Origin of the sequence: Capnocytophaga sp. oral taxon 332 str. F0381, from assembly GCF_000318275.2 — a bacterium.
Taxonomy (GTDB): domain Bacteria; phylum Bacteroidota; class Bacteroidia; order Flavobacteriales; family Flavobacteriaceae; genus Capnocytophaga; species Capnocytophaga bilenii.
Genome location: NZ_KB291246.1, coordinates 91,809 through 108,561 on the forward strand (window position 1 = coordinate 91,809; position 16,753 = coordinate 108,561).

Genomic DNA, 16,753 nt, shown 5'->3' on the forward strand with positions numbered 1-16,753 from the left:
TTTTACAAATATACAACTTTTTCTTGATAACGCAAAAAATATTTTTACTATTTTATTTCTTTATTTTTTTATCTTTCAAATGAGCAGCTATCAGCTCCAATTCCTCATACCATTGGCTGCCAAATTTCCTTATAAGTGCCTCTTTTACAAATTTATAAATAGGCACTTGCAATTCTTTCCCCAAAGTGCAGGCATCATCGCATATAGGGTGCCAGCGGTGGTAATTAGCGGCTGTGAATGAGGTGTATTCTTGTAATCTTATAGGGTATAAATGGCAGGATATAGGTTTTTTCCAACCGATTTTCTTATCGTTATAGGCTTGTTCTATAGCGCATAGTGCCCAACCTTTTTCATTTCTAATCACATAAGCACATTCGCCCCCGTTTATCAGTGGAGTTTCCCATTCACCATCACTACCTTTTATATAAACACCTTGAGCATCAATAGCGGCACGTCCTTCTTCTGTAAGATATGGTGCTACGGCAGGATATATTTGTTCCATTATTTCCAATTCATTCTCATCCACTGGGGCACCTGCATCGCCTTCTATACAACAAGCACCTTTACAAGCATTTAGGTTGCATACAAAATCATTTTCAATAATATCTTCTGAAATAATTGTATCTGCTATCTGTATCATCTTTGTGTTCTTTTAATTTGAGGTTATAGCTTTTTCAAACGGAATGCGTTGTGCAATACTTCTCCCCAAAGTAACCTCATCGGTATATTCCAATTCTCCTCCCACTGCTATACCACGAGCAATGGTCGAAATGGTAATGGGGTAAGCCTCTATTTGTTTGTAAATATAAAAATTAGTCGTATCGCCCTCCAAAGTATTGCTAAGGGCAAATATAAGCTCTGTTACAGAGCCGCTTTTTACTTTTTCTACAAGTGAAGCGATATGCAGGTCTGACGGCGAAATACCATCAATAGGAGATATTTTTCCTCCCAGCACGTGGTATTGTCCAAAAAACTGATGGGTATTTTCAATAGCCATTACATCGCGAAAGTCCTCCACTACACATATAACCCCTGTATTACGAACGGGGTTGGCACATATCTCACATAGTTCTGCATCAGAGAGGTTATGGCAATTTTGGCAATACTGTATATGTGTACGCAAAGCCAACAAAGCCTCTGCCAATTGCAATGTTTGTTCTTCGGGCTGTTTCAGCAAATGCAAAGCCAAACGCAACGCAGTGCGCTTACCAATACTTGGAAGCTGTGAAATTTCATACACAGCATTTTCCAACAGTTTTGATGAAAAATCCAAAACGTCGTTATTTAGAAGTTAATTTATGAGCTATTTTCTCACACGAATCGTTGATAAGGTTATAAACATTTTCAAAATCCTTTTCCTCACCATAGTAGGGGTCAGGAATTTCGTGACGAGTCATTCCGTTAAGCGCATCTGCTAAAAAATGAACTTTTCGCAATTCAGTTTCTTTTCTCGCCATCTTGATGATATTTTTGTAATTAAACTTATCCATTACAAAAATGTAATCAAAATTAGCAAAGTCGTTTACTGTGAATTGTCGTCCTCTTAATATTGAAATATCTATACCGTGTTTTTTTGCTGAAGCTATAGATCGTTCATCCGGAGGTGTACCAATGTGGTAATCTGATGTTCCTGCTGAATCTACCTCAAAACGATCGGCGGGTAGCTTGCTCCTCAATACTCCTTCTGCTAAAGGTGAACGACAGATATTCCCTAAGCAAACCATCAGTATTTTAGTTTTTTTCATTTTTTATTTAAATTTTTTCCGTGCTTTTATCTTTTTTATAAATATAATCCTGTTTTATCTATATATTCCCATACTTTTTCGGGTAATAAGGGGCGTACATTATGTCTTGCTTTTATTTCATTTCGTATAAAAGTAGCCGATAGTTCTATAATGGGTGCCTCAATGCGATTTATATGAGGGTGTGCCTGTAATTCTGCTGGCACAATCTCTTCTGAAATGCGGGGGTATACGTAAATGGGGTAGTTTTCTAATATAAATTCGTAATTTTTCCACTTATGAAAACTTTTCAGGTTGTCCTCTCCCATTATGAGTGCAAAACTTATATGAGGGTATTTTTCCTCTAAATAAGCCAATGTATTAATTGTATAATTAGGCTGTGGTAAATGAAATTCTATGTTCGAAGCCCGTAGCCCCTGATAGTTAGCTAATGCTAAATTTACCATTTCCAGCCGCAAATAATTATCCAATAGTGATTGTTTTTCTTTAAAAGGGTTTTGTGGCGTTACCACGAGCCACAGTTCATTCATTGTGCTGTGTTCCAATAAATGATTCGCAATGATAAGGTGTCCAATATGTATTGGGTTAAATGAGCCAAAAAATAAACCTACTTGTTTTTTCATCGGTTGATAAATTCGGTTACAATACGTTCTGCCTCATCTAAAGCTTTTTGCAAACCATCATTTTTAATGATCACATCAAACTGATGAGCAGCTGCTAATTCCTGTTCAGCTTTGGCTAATCGCATCGCTATTTTTTCATTGCTTTCAGTATTGCGTGCTCGCAATCGTTCTTCAAGTACTGCAATACTAGGAGGCTGTATAAAAATAGCAAGTGTTTGCTTCGGAAATTGTTTTTTTATTCGCAATCCTCCTGCCACATCTATGTCAAACACTATGTTTTTGCCCATAGACCATAGGCGTTCTACTTCTTCTTTTAGAGTGCCGTAATAAAAATCTTTATATACTTCTTCCCATTCCAAAAAGTCGTTATCGGCTATGCGTTTTTTAAAAGTTTCTGCTGAAAGGAAGTAATATTCCTTGCCGTGCTGCTCTTCGCCACGGGGGGCACGAGAAGTTGCCGAAATAGAAAATGCTAAGTTTAGCGGTTTTATTGCCAATAGATGTTTTACGATAGTAGTTTTACCACTCCCCGAAGGGGCTGAAAAAATAATAAGTTTATTCATTTTTTTCACCTTCATTTATTCATTACAATACATTCAGTACTTGTTCTTTTATTTTTTCTAATTCGTCTTTCATTTGCACAACCAATTGTTGCATTGGTGCAAAATTTGCTTTAGAGCCTAAGGTATTAATTTCACGACCTATTTCCTGACTGATAAAACCAAGCTTACGACCATTAGAGTCTTCAGAATGTAATGTTTCCAAAAAATAATCTAAATGTTTTTTCAATCGTATTTTTTCTTCAGTAATATCCAATTTTTCTAAGTAGAAAATTAGTTCTTGTTCAAATCTATTAGCATCTACATTTTGTATTTCAGCTACAGCTTTTTCTAAACGTTCACGTATCAATGCCAAACGTTCACTATCTAAGGCTTCTACTTGTTGCAAATATTGGTTGATATTTGCTATACGCAATATAAAGTCTTTTTCCAATACTTTGCCCTCTTGAGTACGAAATTTCTCTAACTCATTCACTGCCAAATATATATGCTGAACAATTGCCTCCTGCTCTTCTTCTGAAATGGTATCTTGTGAGGTTTGTAGTGCATCGGGCATACGCACCGCCATTTTCAGTAGTTCAACGCGGTCTCCATCTACAATTGAGCACATTTGTTCAATATATGATTTTACAATATTTTCATTAATCTTGGAAGGGGTTTGGGTTCCTATATTTTCTACAAAGATACTGAAATCTATTTTGCCGCGAAGTAGTCGTTCGGCTATAAGTTTTCTAAAATCGAGTTCTTTTTCGCGGTATAGTAGTGGAATACGGGTATTGATATCAATACTCTTGCTGTTTAGTGATTTTATTTCTATACTTATATGTTTGTCGGTAAGTGAAATAACACTTTTCCCAAACCCTGTCATTGATTGTATCATAGCCTTTTATAAAAATGAGTGCAAATATACAAAATAATTAGTAATTAACAACTTTATTTTTTTTGAATATTTTTTTATGTGAGCCTTATAGGCAATTTATCCTTCGTTAAGGTTCATTTATAGTAGTGAAGCTGTCCAGAAAGTCTTTAAAAGTGCAATTACATCACCACTTTACAAAACTTTTCGGACAGCCACGTATAGGAAGATTCTCTATCTTATTATAATTTTTCCTTTAAAAATAACTTATCATAGAATTGTGCAAAGATGATTTTAAACCATTCTGTATAAAATGTTGGATTCTTTTCTATATCTTTTTTGATGTTTTCAGGAGTTTCCCAACGCCAAGCGGCTACTTCTTCTTCATTTATGGCAGGAACATCATTATAATATCCTATTAAGATATGGTCAAGCTCGTGTTCTGTAAGTCCGTTATCAAAAGGGGCTTTGTATATAAAGGTTAGTACATCAGTCAATTCAGTAGTAAACCCCATTTCTTCTTGTAGTCGGCGTTTACCTGCAGCAACAGTAGTTTCGCCCGCTCGCTGGTGGCTGCAACAGGTATTCGTCCATAGGGTAGGGGAGTGGTACTTGTGAGCAGCGCGTTGTTGTAACATTACTTCACCTTTATCGTTGAGCACAAATACCGAAAAAGCCCTATGTAGCACTGCCTTTTGGTGTGCCTCAAGTTTGGGCATCAGCCCTATAGCGTTGTCTTGCTCATCTACTAATATTACGTGCTCTTCCATTATTTTCTAATTTTCTAATTTGCTAATTCTCTAATTTGCTAATTCTCTAATTTCTATCCGGTCTCCTTTTTCTATACCCCATTTATCAGCCAATCCTCCATTAATTTCCAATACATACATTGCTGGAGCTTCTGAAGGCAATGAGGTTTCGTCATAAGGGCGCGCATTTTTAGCAATGCTTACCACTTTTTTGCTTTTATCTACATAGATAATATCTAATGGAATTTCTGTATTTTTCATATAGAAAGAGCGAGGTGCTTCATTCTCAAAAACAAACCACATTCCTTGTAGTGGTTCCATAGAAGAGCGGTACATCAGCCCTACAGCGCGTTGCTCTTCGGTAGTAGCCATTTGTACATCTATTTTTTGCAACAGACTATCTTTTTTGTATATATAGGCTTCGGCATCTATTCTAAATACTAAGTCCTCTGGTGTAATTTCTATCACTTTTTCTTTTTCTGTAAAAAAATAAGGTAATAAGGCAGCTACAACAGCCAAGCCTATTAATGCTAACGCTAATAATACGAAGTGTTTTCTAAAAAAGTTCATTTTTACTAATTTTGAATTTTGAATGTGAATTATGATAAGCCTATCTAAGCCTTAACTTTCCTAAATAATAAGTAACAACCCGCAATAATAAAGGGTATGCTGAGCCATTGTCCTGTAGAAAGTATCCCCAAAGTGTTTTCAAAACCTCCCTGACTCTCTTTTACAAACTCTACCAAGAAACGTATTGTCCAAAGCAGTACCAAGAAAAGTCCGAAGATGAAATAAGGTTGGTTGCGTTTATCTGTTTTCCAATACACATACCACAGCACCCAAAATAAGCAGAAGTAACCAAAAGCTTCATACAGCTGGGCTGGGTGTTGGTAAGGTATCATTGCCAATACATCGGCGTAACGAGGGTCGTCTGTAATAAGTCGGTAAGCCTCCTGAGGGTCAGTTTGCTGGGTAATTTCCATCGCTTTGCGGGGTGATATAATACCGCTTTGCACAAATTTCACTCCCAGTGGATAATCGCTTGAAACTTCTTTACCATTAATTTCTGAATTGAAAAAATTACCAAAACGTACAAACATTCCTCCAATTGTAATGGGTATAACTACCCTATCCAATATCCACGAAAAGCTAATATCTTTATACCTACGCACATACCACCACATTGCAATGATAATCCCCACTGCTGCTCCGTGACTGGCTAATCCAGAAAAGCCTGTAAATTCCCAGCCTCCTTCTGCTTTTACCTTTATAGGTAGGAAGATTTCTATAATATGATGCCTGAAATAATCCCAATTATAGAAAAAACAATCTCCCAAACGAGCTCCTACCAGCGTAGCTACAGCTGTGTAAACAAAAAGGGAGTCTAATTGTTGCAAGGTTTTTCCTTCATTGAGGTATATTTTCTTGGTGAGATACCAGCCCAAGCTAAAGGCTATAATAAACATCAGGCTGTAATAACGAAGATGAAACCCTCCAATACTTGCAAGGATTTCATTAGAGTTCCATATAAAATTTAAAACAATCATCTATAAATTACTTTAATTGCAAAAGTACAACTTTTTAATAAATAAACAAACTTATTTTTTTAAATTTTACTATTAAGAATAAGTTGCGCCAATCGCTTTGTAAGTGCACGCCTACTATAATGTTCTATACCTATAGGAGTTACCTTTAGTAGCCCCTCTTTATATTGCTTATAATAAGTTTTCAGCATTGTTTTTAAGCGTTCCTTGCCATTATAATCCACAAAAACTCCTGTCTGGGTTTCGGTCAGTATAGGAATTACATCCCATTCCTTAGGTCCCATAGCTATAATAGGTCGCCCCGATACCATATATTCAAACAGTTTTCCCGCTATAATGCCTCGTGTGTCTTCCGAATCTATTTCAATAAGCAATAATACTTGTGATTGTTTTTGCAAGCTAATAGCTTCCATATGAGTGATATAACCCATATTTTTGTAGTAAGCTGTTAAGCCTCTCTGGTGCAATTCTTCTTCAATTTCCTCACTTACTTTTCCTGCAAAACAAAGCTGAAAATCATCTTTAAAACCTTCCTCTTCTACTAGCAATTCTTCCAAAACCTCCCATAACATCTTAGGATTTCTATCTGATAATAAAGAACCTATATGTGAAAGTAAAAATTTATCAGATAGGGGAGGGGTATCATTATGTTCCTCGTCATAGCCATTAGTAATCACTTCTACCTGCTTATTGGTAAGACTCTTAAAATCTCTTTGGGTTTTAAAGCTTGTTACAAGCACTAAATCAGCTGTTTGTAGTACCTCTTTCTCCCAATAATGTTGCCTCTTATCAGCCCAGTGGGTAAGTAGTAAATCTTTATAATAGCCAATAGTAGTCCAAGGGTCGCGAAAATCACTAATCCATTTCAAATTGGGGAATTGTTTTTTGAGATGATATCCTATCAAATGCACACTATGAGGGGGCGAAGTTGTTATAATAGTATCAATACCATTATTTTTTATATAAGAAGTAAGATAACGTACTGAAGGTTTTACCCAAAACTTACGCGCATCAGGAATAAACAAGTTACCGCGTACCCATAATAACAACTTGTCCAATAAAGACACCTGCTTGCGTGGTATAATTCCGGCACTTATTTTCTTTGTTTTCTTCTTAGAAAAAAGCGAAGCTAATTTGTAAGGTTCCCATATGGGATGTTTTGTAATTTCTATATCTGTGGGCAAATCGTTTCCTATTTCATTATCTATTATCGGATAAGTAGGATTTTCAGGTACATATACAATAGGATCAATACCAAAATCTCGCAAATACTTTACAAATTTCAACCAGCGCTGTACACCAGGACCTCCTGCAGGTGCCCAATAATAAGTAATAATAAGTACCTTTTTCATTCCTGTATTTTACATAATATATATTATAGACATTTGTGGAAGAAACTTTTTATAAGCTATGATATAACTCCACTGCCTATTAATTCGTCTCCTATATACCACACGGCAAACTGTCCTTCTGTTATAGCACTTTGCATAGTTTCAAATTCTATATACAACTTTTCAGCTCCTTGATATAAAACTGCTCGTTGTAAAGGCTGGCGATAACGAATACGCACCATCACATCTTTACGTTCGCCTACTGCCAATCGCAAGTCTGGGCGTACCCAATGCTCATCTGCCTTTTCTATACTCAAAGCCTTTCGGTATAAGCCTCTATGCAAATGTCCTTGCCCTACATAAATAATATTATTTTCAATATCTGTTTCTATTACAAATAAAGGCTCTTTTGTCCCTCCTACATTCAGTCCCTTGCGTTGTCCTTTGGTGAAGTAATGAGCTCCTTGGTGCATCCCTACTTTTTTACCATTTTCTGGCTGATATGCAAATCGTTGTGATAAGTATTCCAACTCATCGTCATAACTCTCAAAGGTTCTTGTTACATCATAGTCCGTATAACCTTGCCATTCGTTCGGAATTTCAATAATATCTCCTTGTTGGGGCTGTAATTTTTGCTGTAAAAACTCTGGCAAACGTACCTTCCCCACAAAACAAAGCCCTTGCGAATCTTTCTTTTCAGCTGTTACAAGTTCTTGTTCCTTTGCAATAGCTCTTACTTCCTGTTTTTGTAAATCTCCTATCGGAAATAATGCCTTGCTAAGCTGCTCTTGCGATAACTGACATAAAAAATACGATTGGTCTTTATTATCATCTCTGCCTGATAGCAATCGGTAGATAGTTTTTCCGTCTACTTCTACAGTTTCTTTGCGGCAATAATGTCCTGTAGCCACATAGTCAGCACCCAAACTAAGTGCCAACTTCATAAATACGTCAAATTTTATTTCTCTATTGCACAACACATCAGGATTGGGAGTTCTGCCGTGTTCGTATTCGTTAAACATATAATCTACCACACGCGCTTTGTACTCCTTGCTCATATCCACAGTTTGAAATGGAATACCTAATTTTTCAGCTACCAAAAGCGCATCGTTACTATCTTCCAGCCAAGGACATTCGTCCGAAATTGTAACACTATCATCGTGCCAATTCTTCATAAAGAGCCCTATCACTTCATAACCTTGTTCTTTTAGCAGATAAGCAGCTACACTACTATCCACCCCTCCACTTAATCCTACTACTACTCTTTTCATTTTATGTTTTTCCTCTTGTAAATATATATTACCGAAAACGTTACTAACAACAAAGCTATCAGCGGATAAGCCAATACTTTCACCCGCCACGCAGTAAGTTCTTCGGTTACTTTTTCTTTATTCAGTAATGCCAATTGCACTTTTTTATTGCGCAATACCAAAAAGTCAGTATCGTCCATCAAATAGTTCAATGTATTTTGCAAAAAAGCCTTATTGTCATAAAACTTCTGTGTCCATTTGTCCAATCCCAATTCTAATGGCATATGGCTCTGCCCATCTATATCATTCTTAATAATATCACCATCAGCTACCACAGCCATTTTGGTAGGAACACTCTTTTCTGCTTTTTCCTTTACCTGTTCTGTCGGGCGTATTCTATCCTTGTATGCCGAATTGAACTCTCCTTCCAATAGCACTGCCAGTGGTATATTACCTCCTTTATAGGCATTTTTATCCATCTTGTCAGGTGATATTTGCATCGTAATCTCACGGGGCGTACCATCTGCTTTTGAAATAGGCGAACTGCGCAATAGTACTGTTTTCTTTACTCCATTTCGCAAAGTATCTATGCTATTAGCAAATTGTAATCGTACGGCATCTAAGTGATTGTTAATAAGGTGATTGTTATCTGATAACACTAAGGGCGAATACACCCACGGCAAAGGCATATAACGAGTCGCCGACCCCTCGCCCGTTGCTACCATTATTTCAGAAAAATACAAATCGTTTATCAGTGTGTAGTTAATGCGAAAACCATATTGGAAAAACATATCTGTAAGGTTCAAATCCACAGGCATTGCCATTGCTTTTCCACCCATTTTATACAAATCGTCCAACGATATATCCACATTATCAACCAGCCATAGCACTCGCCCACCTTGCATTATATATTGGTCTATTACCTGTTTTTCTATGTCTGTAAAAGGTTTTGTTGGTTTAGCTACCAATAGCACATCAAAAGGTTTAAGCTCTTGCAAAGTTTTCTGGGCATTCGTAGCTACCGAATCAAGTGTAAAAGGAGCTATAAAGTAATAATCACGAGCTGTTTTCAAAAAATCAGCTATATATATATCATCAAGCGTACCATTGCTTTTCAATACAGCTATTTTTTTCTTCTTTTCCAATATCATCTTGTTCAGCGCATCGGTAAAGTTATATTCCAATCGTTGCACCGAATTTTGTACTCGTTCTTGGTCATTTGCCCCCAATTTATTCACAAATAAGGGCACTCGCTCGCTCTTTTTGCCATCACTTATCATTGCCCAAGGAAAAATATAAGCTACCGATGATTTTCCTGCCTCTGTTTGTGCTATTTGTAGCGGCGTGAGCCCATAGCTCATCATTTCTTGCAGTACTTTATTGGTGTCCTCCTCCCCTTTCATAGGGTTAATATAATTGATGATAAGATGGCTATTTTGTGCTGCATATTCGTCTAAGAGCTGCATCGTTTCCACCTGTAGTTTCCTAAACTCTGTAGGAATATCTCCGTTTAGTAATACATCTATTTGTAAGGGGTAATTTATTTTAGCAAGCGTTTGGAGTGTTACTTCCGATAAGGTATAACGTTTATCTTGTGTGAGGTCTATACGCATATGCCACTGCTGTGCCATTATGTTTATCAGCCATAAAATTAAGAGAGCACCCCCTACCCTACTGGCTGTGTGATTTAGTATCTTTTTCATCGTTTGTAAGCTTTAAGAGATAAGGTTGTTATATAATTGAAAAACAAGATAATAGATATAAAATACACAAGGTTTTTCGTATCCAATACTCCCCTACTAATAGCGTCAAAATGAGGCTGAAATCCAAAACCATTATAGCTATAACCATCAGGTGCTATAAAAGCGATAAGCTGGTCAAGCCCAAAGAACAAGAAAAAACACAAAAAAGCTGCCAATACAAACGATATAATCTGGTTACTACTTACCGATGAAGCCCATAGCCCCACAGCAGCAAAAGTAGCTACCAGCAAAAACAAGGCAATATAAGAACCTACAATACCCGCTATATCCAAATTCCCTGTAGTATTACCCAATACCCACAGCATATAAACGTATATTACAGAAGGTAAAAGAATGACAAATAGCAAAAATAGTATGCCCAAATACTTCCCCAATACTATGTGCCATACACTGATAGGTTTAGTAAATAGCAAGGTAAGCATTCCACTTCTTTTTTCTTCCGAGATACTCCTCATTGTAAGTGCGGGTACTAAAAATACAAATACCCACGATGAGAGCTTAAAAAAAGGTAATAAATCAGCAAATCCTGCGTTGAAGATGTTGTAATCTGTTTTAAAAACAGTAAGAAAGAGCCCATTGAGTAGTATAAACAAACTTATAATGGTAAATCCTATAGGAGATGTAAAAAAATAACGAATCTCTTTTTTAAATAGTGCGTACATTTTTAAAGAAACAATAAGTGTAATGGCTTGCAAGGAAGCCCAAACCATTCCGAAATACTAATATTCGTAAGAATACCGTGATAAGAATAAAGCCCATTCCTAAAGCCTTTATCTATCTGAAGCATATTTTCTATACCTCCTTCCTCTCCTATTTTCAGTAAGTAAGAAGTAAGTAAGTTACTAAGCGATAAAGATGCCGTACGGGCATAACGCGAAGGTAAGTTTGGCACACCGTAATGCACCACATTATGTAGTACAAAAGTCGGTTCTGCAAAAGTCGTAAGCCTGCTGGTTTCTACACAACCTCCCATTGCAATACAAGCATCTACAATTACCGAACCGCGCTTCATCAGTTGTACCATATCTTCCGTAATTACAATGGGCGACCTGCATTCGCCCAACACTGCCCCTATCACTACATTACAGCGCATCAAGGCTTTACGTAGTAGTTTAGGTTGCATTGTTGATGTATATACAGAAATAGGCAATCGTTCTCTCAAAGCTCGCAAAGCCGTAAGCGAACGCCCAAAAATCTTTACATTTGCCCCCAAGCCTATAGCAGCTTTAGCTGCAGCTTCAGTTACACTATTAGCACCCAAAAGCACCACTTCTATAGGCGGAACTCCTGTAATATTGCCAAACAACCATTTTCCGTTCTCAGCTACCAATTCCGCTGCCGTAAGTACCGAAGCCACCCCCACTATTTCGTCTATTGACTGGCTCACAGGGGTATTGCCTTCATCATCTTGTATATATTCAAAGGCTAAAGCTGTGATATGTTTATCAATAAGCGTTTCAAAATATGCCTTGTCTTGGGTATTAAGTTGCAATGCCGAGATTAGCACACTATTAGGACGAAAATAAACCAATTCCTCCTGAGAAGGTGGCGTTATTTTTAGCACTATAGGACAAGCAAAAACCTCTTCATTGCTATAGACTATTTCAGCCCCCACCTCACTATATTCTATGTCTTTAAAGTTAGCCCCCTCACCAGCACCCGTTTCTATAACCAATTGGTGCCCATTGGCAATAAGCACAGCCACATCATCGGGCGACAAGCATATGCGATGCTCCTGATAAGTATGCTCCTTAGGAATACCTATCCGCAAAGCACTTTGCTGAGTAGCAATAGCCAATCGCTCTTCTTGTGGTATAAGTTGTGTTAATTGATGTTTCATCAGTCGGAAAATTTAGTTTCCAAATCGCTCACATATTTCTTAAACTCACGGTCTGTTTCTATGAGATTTTCCACCGTTTTGCAAGCGTATAATACTGTGGCGTGGTCGCGCTGCCCTATTTGGCTACCAATGGTCGACAAAGAATTTTTGGTGTATTTCTTAGAAAAATACATCGCCAGCTGCCTCGCTTGCACCACATTGCGTTTGCGCGTTTTAGAGTGTAGTTCATCTATCTCCAAATTGAAATAATCAACAATGATTTTTTGTATATGATCTATCGTCAAATCATTCTTTTTATTCTTTACCGATTTTTCTATAATACTTTGGGCAAGCTCTATAGAGTATTCTTTGCGGTTAAACGCCGCTTGGGCAATAAGCGAGTTGCTCACCCCTTCCAGCTCACGTATGTTAGTACGTATATTTTCAGCCAAATAAGCAATAATATCATCACTCACATTAGCCCCATCATTATAGAATTTGTTTTTTAAGATTTGATAACGCATATCATAGTCAGGAGCTTGCAATTCAGCAGGTAACCCCCATTTAAAACGAGATAACAAGCGTTGTTCTATATCAAATAAATCAACAGGAGCTTTGTCCGAGGTAAGAACTATCTGTTTATTGTTTTGTTGCAAATGATTGAATATATGAAAGAAAGCATCTTGCGTTTTCACTTTGCCCGAAAGAAACTGAATATCATCTACTATTAGTACATCTATAAGTTGATAAAAATGAATAAAGTCATTCAGCGAGCTCCTTTCTTTATCTTTTGAAGCACTAATAAATTGTTGGGTAAATTTCTCTGCAGATACGTACAACACCTTCTTATGAGGAAACTTCTCTTTGATATCCACCCCTATAGCGTGTACCAAATGTGTTTTTCCCAAACCTACGCCTCCAAAAATAAAAAGCGGATTAAATGCCGTACCTCCAGGTTTATTAGCTACAGCCATACCTGCCGAACGCGCCAATCGGTTAGAGGTACCCTCTACAAAATTATCAAAGTTTTGATGCAAGTTCAGCTGAGGGTCTATCGTAATTTCGCGTATACCAGGTATCACAAAAGGATTTCTCATCTCAGGGTTTTTCCCTTCAATAGGCATATTCACATTCTGTTTAGGCAATTCAGGACGATTAATACTTGGCAATTGCTCCCTGCTCACAGGAGTATCTATAATATATACCAAGCGAGCCCCTTCCCCAAGAGCACGTTTCATAGCCGAACCGATAAGAGAAAGATAATTCTCTTCCAGCCACTCCATTATATACATACTCTTTACCTTTATCTTCAGCTTATTACCATCTAAGTCAATAGGCTCTATAGGAGCAAACCACGTGTTAAATGGTTGCTCATCTATATTGTCTTTTATAAATTCCAGACAGTTATTCCATACTTTTTTAGCTGCTTCTTCCATAAAATAGGTATTCTTTTTGAGCTCCTCAGTATCCTAATATTTTGATTATTAGATTTTTTTACTAATTTTGCCCCTATAAATAGTGTTGTTATTTCAGTCAGCAAAATTGTGAATAATTTTTGAATAAAAAAAATATTTAACACTTGTTTTTATACTTTCTTTTTCGTATGAGGTCGCTATTTATAATGAATCGTATTTTTTATCTATCTATATATGAACAACTTATATTTTGACTATGCTTTGCGCACCCGCTATGCCGAAACCGACCAAATGGGCGTGGTGTATTACGGTAATTACCCTCAGTATTTAGAAATTGGGCGTGTAGAATGGCTCCGTTCCATCGGATTTACTTACAAAACTATGGAAGAAGAAGGCATCATTATGCCCGTAGTATCCCTACAAATCCAATACAAAAAACCAGCTCTTTACGATGAGCTTATCACAATTCGTACAATACTGAAAAATATGCCCTCCTCAAAAATAGAATTTGATTACGAACTTTTCAACGAAAAAGGCGAGCTTTTATCTACAGCCAATACTATCTTAGTATTCGTAAACGCCCAAACTTGGCGACCTACACGCTGCCCCGATAAAATATTAGACCTCATCAAAATTAAAAGTGATAAGCTGTCTTAAAAATGCGTAAAGGGGCTGTCTAAAAAGTTTTGATTTGTGAGGGCGAATGGCAATTCGCCCCTACAAGGGAACCAAAAGTTATTGATTGTTAGTCTAATCATTTTACTAAAGTCTTGTACTTTTTCAAAATGTGAGAGGCAATCATACTTTTGAAGACTTTTTGGACAGCCTAATGCCGGAAACGTTAGGAACAAACATTTCCAGCACCAAGCCTTTTTACGATAAAGTTAGATTAGGACTTTTGCCCTATTGTTATTTTGTAGCCGGAAACCAGCTTCGTGTGTTATTGGCAATCCTTACTAACATCAACATCACCGGAACTTCGACCAGCACGCCCACCACCGTAGCCAATGCAGCCCCAGATTGTAAACCAAAAAGAGAAATAGCCACAGCAACCGCTAATTCAAAGAAATTACTTGCCCCAATCATTCCGGCGGGTGCGGCAACATCATGGGGTAATTTCCACCATTTCGCCCAACCATAAGCAACGAAGAATATCAGAACCGTTTGCAACACAAGCGGAACTGCAATCAATAAGATATGCAGGGGATTGTTCAGTATCGTTTCTCCTTGAAATGAAAACAGGATAATAAGCGTTAATAGCAATCCACCTACCATATAATTATTAAATTTCTTAATAAATACGTTATTGAAATACTCCACACCTTTGCGGCGGATAACCATTATTCGGGTAATGACCCCAGCAGCAAGTGGTATTACAACAAACAGCCCTACGGATAGCAACAGAGTATCCCACGGGATAGATACGCCGCCAACTCCCAGCAAGAAAGCAACGATAGGGGCAAACGCTACCAATATGATTAAATCGTTCACTGCCACTTGTACCAGTGTATAAGCGGCATCCCCTTTAGTAAGGTAACTCCACACGAACACCATTGCTGTACAAGGTGCAGCCCCCAATAATACCGCCCCGGCTAAATATTCTTCGGCTAATCCGGCAGGTATAAAGGCTTTGAAAACCACATAGAAGAACAAATAAGCTATTCCGAACATGGTAAATGGCTTTATCAGCCAATTTGTAACACAAGTGACTATAATTCCTTTCGGACGCTTGCCGACATTCTTAACACTTTGAAAATCTACTTTTAGCATCATCGGATAAATCATTAACCAAATCAGGATTGCCACGGGTATAGACACGTTGGCATATTCAAATTTGCTTAATGTTTGCGGAATTGTCGGGAGCCATTGTCCCACGGCAATTCCAATAATGATGCACAAGGCAACCCAGATAGTCAGGTATTTTTCAAAAAATCCAATTCCTTGTTTCTTTTCCATATGTTATAGTTTTACTTTGAGAGTTTCAGTATGCGTATCGCGCCTCTAATGACGATGAGAAAGACAATGATGCCTATGATCAAATCAGGGGCGTTGCTGTTCAATAGTCCAACCAACAGCCCTGCAACGATGACTCCTATATTGACAATGACATCGTTGGCTGAGAAAATAACACTGGCTTGTATGTGGGCCTCCTTGCTCTTTGTGCGCTGCAACAACCATAGAGAGGCTGTATTGGCGATTAGTGCAATGAACGAGATGACAATCATAACTAAAAAGTCTGGGGGCGTTTCGAGGCCCATAAAGCGTTTGATAACTTCGATGAGCCCCAATACAGCCAGTGAAATTTGAAGGTAGCCACTGAGTTTTGCTACTTTTTGCTGACGGGCTATAGTTGTTCCAACAGCCATCAGACTCATGCCGTAAACCAAAGCATCTGCCAACATATCCAAACTGTCTGCGACCAAGCCCATCGACTGGGAGATGATGCCTGTTGTGGCTTCTATGATGAAACATAGAAAGTTGATGACGAGCACCCAACACAACACCCGTCTCTGAACTTTGGAGGTGGTTTCAGACTTTGCTTCATCGCAGAGAGAAGATGCTGTTAGCTTGGCACCGAGGTTTAATGTTTCAAGCTGTTCCTGAATCGACTTCACTTCCCCGTGATGGATGACAACTAAGGTTCTTTCCGCCAAGTCGAAATCGAGACGCTCCACTAAGGGGCTATTGCCTAATTTCAGACGGATTAAATTTTCCTCGCATGGGCAATCCATCTTTGGAACATTGAACTTAGAGATATATTGGTGCATTATTCTTGTTTTCCTTGGATATGGTCGATGTAGAACTGATAGAAGCGGGCTTTTATTTCATCCCGTACCCGATGAAATTCACTGTTTATAAACTCCGGCGTTCCGGTTGCTTCTGATGGGTCGTCAAATCCTATATGCAGCCTGTTCCTTACTTCACCCGTAAACATCGGGCAGCTTTCGTTTGCCCCACCGCAGACCGTAATAACATAGTCCCATTCCTGTCCTATATATAGGTTTACACTTTTAGGGGTATGGTGGGTTAAATCTATACCCATTTCATCCATAACCTTTACCCCCCTTGCTGGCGCGAGCTTGTAGCTCGTGCCTACTATA

General features: G+C 38.0%; 19 protein-coding genes. 1 reads left to right on the plus strand and 18 read right to left on the minus strand.

Annotated elements, in window-relative coordinates:
• Positions 1 to 52: 52 nt before the first annotated feature.
• The 15 genes from HMPREF9075_RS00445 to dnaA form a co-directional block, all read right to left on the minus strand.
• Positions 53 to 640: a DUF3109 family protein gene (locus HMPREF9075_RS00445; protein ID WP_009414607.1), complete on the minus strand. Its 588-nt coding sequence runs from the start codon at positions 638 to 640 to the stop codon at positions 53 to 55.
• 12 nt (positions 641 to 652) lie between these two features.
• Positions 653 to 1,273, minus strand: a complete 621-nt coding sequence (gene recR, locus HMPREF9075_RS00450) for a recombination mediator RecR (RefSeq protein ID WP_034556409.1) — start codon at positions 1,271 to 1,273, stop codon at positions 653 to 655.
• A gap of 7 nt (positions 1,274 to 1,280) precedes the next feature.
• On the minus strand, positions 1,281 to 1,745 hold the full coding sequence (locus HMPREF9075_RS00455) for a low molecular weight protein-tyrosine-phosphatase (protein WP_009414609.1): 465 nt from the start codon (positions 1,743 to 1,745) through the stop codon (positions 1,281 to 1,283).
• 35 nt (positions 1,746 to 1,780) lie between these two features.
• Positions 1,781 to 2,365: a nicotinate (nicotinamide) nucleotide adenylyltransferase gene (nadD, locus tag HMPREF9075_RS00460; protein ID WP_009414610.1), complete on the minus strand. Its 585-nt coding sequence runs from the start codon at positions 2,363 to 2,365 to the stop codon at positions 1,781 to 1,783.
• Complete coding sequence (gmk, locus tag HMPREF9075_RS00465) at positions 2,362 to 2,928, minus strand: guanylate kinase (RefSeq protein ID WP_034556445.1); 567 nt, start codon at positions 2,926 to 2,928, stop codon at positions 2,362 to 2,364. Before gmk ends, nadD begins: the two co-directional genes overlap by 4 nt.
• Positions 2,929 to 2,950: 22 nt before the next feature.
• Positions 2,951 to 3,805: a YicC family protein gene (locus HMPREF9075_RS00470; RefSeq protein ID WP_009414612.1), complete on the minus strand. Its 855-nt coding sequence runs from the start codon at positions 3,803 to 3,805 to the stop codon at positions 2,951 to 2,953.
• Between the two features lie 218 nt (positions 3,806 to 4,023).
• Positions 4,024 to 4,551: an isopentenyl-diphosphate Delta-isomerase gene (gene idi, locus HMPREF9075_RS00475; RefSeq protein ID WP_009414613.1), complete on the minus strand. Its 528-nt coding sequence runs from the start codon at positions 4,549 to 4,551 to the stop codon at positions 4,024 to 4,026.
• Positions 4,552 to 4,581: 30 nt separating this feature from the next.
• Positions 4,582 to 5,100 carry a DUF192 domain-containing protein gene (locus HMPREF9075_RS00480; protein WP_009414614.1) on the minus strand — a complete coding sequence of 173 codons (519 nt, stop codon included), beginning with the start codon at positions 5,098 to 5,100 and terminating at the stop codon, positions 4,582 to 4,584.
• A 44-nt stretch (positions 5,101 to 5,144) separates the two neighbouring features.
• Entirely contained in the window at positions 5,145 to 6,077 is a 933-nt protein-coding gene (lgt, locus tag HMPREF9075_RS00485; protein WP_009414615.1) for a prolipoprotein diacylglyceryl transferase, read from the minus strand.
• A 59-nt stretch (positions 6,078 to 6,136) separates the two neighbouring features.
• Positions 6,137 to 7,426 (minus strand): glycosyltransferase group 1 family protein, encoded by a 1,290-nt coding sequence (locus HMPREF9075_RS00490; RefSeq protein WP_009414616.1) that lies wholly within the window; start codon positions 7,424 to 7,426, stop codon positions 6,137 to 6,139.
• Between the two features lie 56 nt (positions 7,427 to 7,482).
• A complete protein-coding gene (mnmA, locus tag HMPREF9075_RS00495; protein ID WP_009414617.1) occupies positions 7,483 to 8,676 on the minus strand; it encodes a tRNA 2-thiouridine(34) synthase MnmA in 1,194 nt (397 codons plus the stop codon).
• The gene (gene gldG, locus HMPREF9075_RS00500; protein WP_009414618.1) at positions 8,673 to 10,358 is read right to left on the minus strand and encodes a gliding motility-associated ABC transporter substrate-binding protein GldG; all 1,686 of its coding nucleotides are present in this window, start codon (positions 10,356 to 10,358) and stop codon (positions 8,673 to 8,675) included. Before gldG ends, mnmA begins: the two co-directional genes overlap by 4 nt.
• Positions 10,355 to 11,080, minus strand: coding sequence for an ABC transporter permease subunit (locus HMPREF9075_RS00505; RefSeq protein ID WP_034556411.1), 726 nt, complete (start codon positions 11,078 to 11,080; stop codon positions 10,355 to 10,357). Before HMPREF9075_RS00505 ends, gldG begins: the two co-directional genes overlap by 4 nt.
• A 2-nt stretch (positions 11,081 to 11,082) precedes the next feature.
• A complete protein-coding gene (locus HMPREF9075_RS00510) occupies positions 11,083 to 12,258 on the minus strand; it encodes an alanine dehydrogenase (RefSeq protein WP_009414620.1) in 1,176 nt (391 codons plus the stop codon).
• Complete coding sequence (dnaA, locus tag HMPREF9075_RS00515) at positions 12,258 to 13,673, minus strand: chromosomal replication initiator protein DnaA (RefSeq protein WP_009414621.1); 1,416 nt, start codon at positions 13,671 to 13,673, stop codon at positions 12,258 to 12,260. The genes HMPREF9075_RS00510 and dnaA overlap by 1 nt, the downstream gene beginning before the upstream one ends.
• A gap of 213 nt (positions 13,674 to 13,886) precedes the next feature.
• On the opposite strand from dnaA, the gene HMPREF9075_RS00520 reads away from it, so the two are divergent.
• Positions 13,887 to 14,309 (plus strand): thioesterase family protein, encoded by a 423-nt coding sequence (locus HMPREF9075_RS00520; RefSeq protein WP_009414622.1) that lies wholly within the window; start codon positions 13,887 to 13,889, stop codon positions 14,307 to 14,309.
• Between the two features lie 252 nt (positions 14,310 to 14,561).
• Here HMPREF9075_RS00520 and arsB read toward each other — a convergent pair whose 3' ends face one another.
• Genes arsB through HMPREF9075_RS00535 form a run of 3 tightly spaced genes read right to left on the minus strand, consistent with a single transcriptional unit; the run spans position 14,562 to position 16,752 of the window.
• Complete coding sequence (arsB, locus tag HMPREF9075_RS00525) at positions 14,562 to 15,608, minus strand: ACR3 family arsenite efflux transporter (protein WP_009414623.1); 1,047 nt, start codon at positions 15,606 to 15,608, stop codon at positions 14,562 to 14,564.
• An 11-nt stretch (positions 15,609 to 15,619) separates the two neighbouring features.
• The gene (locus HMPREF9075_RS00530; RefSeq protein ID WP_009388541.1) at positions 15,620 to 16,420 is read right to left on the minus strand and encodes a cation transporter; all 801 of its coding nucleotides are present in this window, start codon (positions 16,418 to 16,420) and stop codon (positions 15,620 to 15,622) included.
• A complete protein-coding gene (locus tag HMPREF9075_RS00535) occupies positions 16,420 to 16,752 on the minus strand; it encodes an arsenate reductase ArsC (protein WP_083476174.1) in 333 nt (110 codons plus the stop codon). Before HMPREF9075_RS00535 ends, HMPREF9075_RS00530 begins: the two co-directional genes overlap by 1 nt.
• Position 16,753 lies beyond the last annotated feature (1 nt).

Coding starts and splice junctions, on each gene's coding strand:
- HMPREF9075_RS00520 (WP_009414622.1), top strand. CDS start 13,887: ATGAACAACTTATATTTTGACTATGCTTTGCGCACCCGCTATGCCGAA.
- HMPREF9075_RS00505 (WP_034556411.1), bottom strand. CDS start 11,080: ATGTACGCACTATTTAAAAAAGAGATTCGTTATTTTTTTACATCTCCT.
- gldG (WP_009414618.1), bottom strand. CDS start 10,358: ATGAAAAAGATACTAAATCACACAGCCAGTAGGGTAGGGGGTGCTCTC.
- gmk (WP_034556445.1), bottom strand. CDS start 2,928: ATGAATAAACTTATTATTTTTTCAGCCCCTTCGGGGAGTGGTAAAACT.
- HMPREF9075_RS00490 (WP_009414616.1), bottom strand. CDS start 7,426: ATGAAAAAGGTACTTATTATTACTTATTATTGGGCACCTGCAGGAGGT.
- HMPREF9075_RS00510 (WP_009414620.1), bottom strand. CDS start 12,258: ATGAAACATCAATTAACACAACTTATACCACAAGAAGAGCGATTGGCT.
- HMPREF9075_RS00530 (WP_009388541.1), bottom strand. CDS start 16,420: ATGCACCAATATATCTCTAAGTTCAATGTTCCAAAGATGGATTGCCCA.
- dnaA (WP_009414621.1), bottom strand. CDS start 13,673: ATGGAAGAAGCAGCTAAAAAAGTATGGAATAACTGTCTGGAATTTATA.
- arsB (WP_009414623.1), bottom strand. CDS start 15,608: ATGGAAAAGAAACAAGGAATTGGATTTTTTGAAAAATACCTGACTATC.
- idi (WP_009414613.1), bottom strand. CDS start 4,551: ATGGAAGAGCACGTAATATTAGTAGATGAGCAAGACAACGCTATAGGG.
- nadD (WP_009414610.1), bottom strand. CDS start 2,365: ATGAAAAAACAAGTAGGTTTATTTTTTGGCTCATTTAACCCAATACAT.
- HMPREF9075_RS00470 (WP_009414612.1), bottom strand. CDS start 3,805: ATGATACAATCAATGACAGGGTTTGGGAAAAGTGTTATTTCACTTACC.
- mnmA (WP_009414617.1), bottom strand. CDS start 8,676: ATGAAAAGAGTAGTAGTAGGATTAAGTGGAGGGGTGGATAGTAGTGTA.
- lgt (WP_009414615.1), bottom strand. CDS start 6,077: ATGATTGTTTTAAATTTTATATGGAACTCTAATGAAATCCTTGCAAGT.
- HMPREF9075_RS00480 (WP_009414614.1), bottom strand. CDS start 5,100: ATGAACTTTTTTAGAAAACACTTCGTATTATTAGCGTTAGCATTAATA.
- HMPREF9075_RS00445 (WP_009414607.1), bottom strand. CDS start 640: ATGATACAGATAGCAGATACAATTATTTCAGAAGATATTATTGAAAAT.
- HMPREF9075_RS00455 (WP_009414609.1), bottom strand. CDS start 1,745: ATGAAAAAAACTAAAATACTGATGGTTTGCTTAGGGAATATCTGTCGT.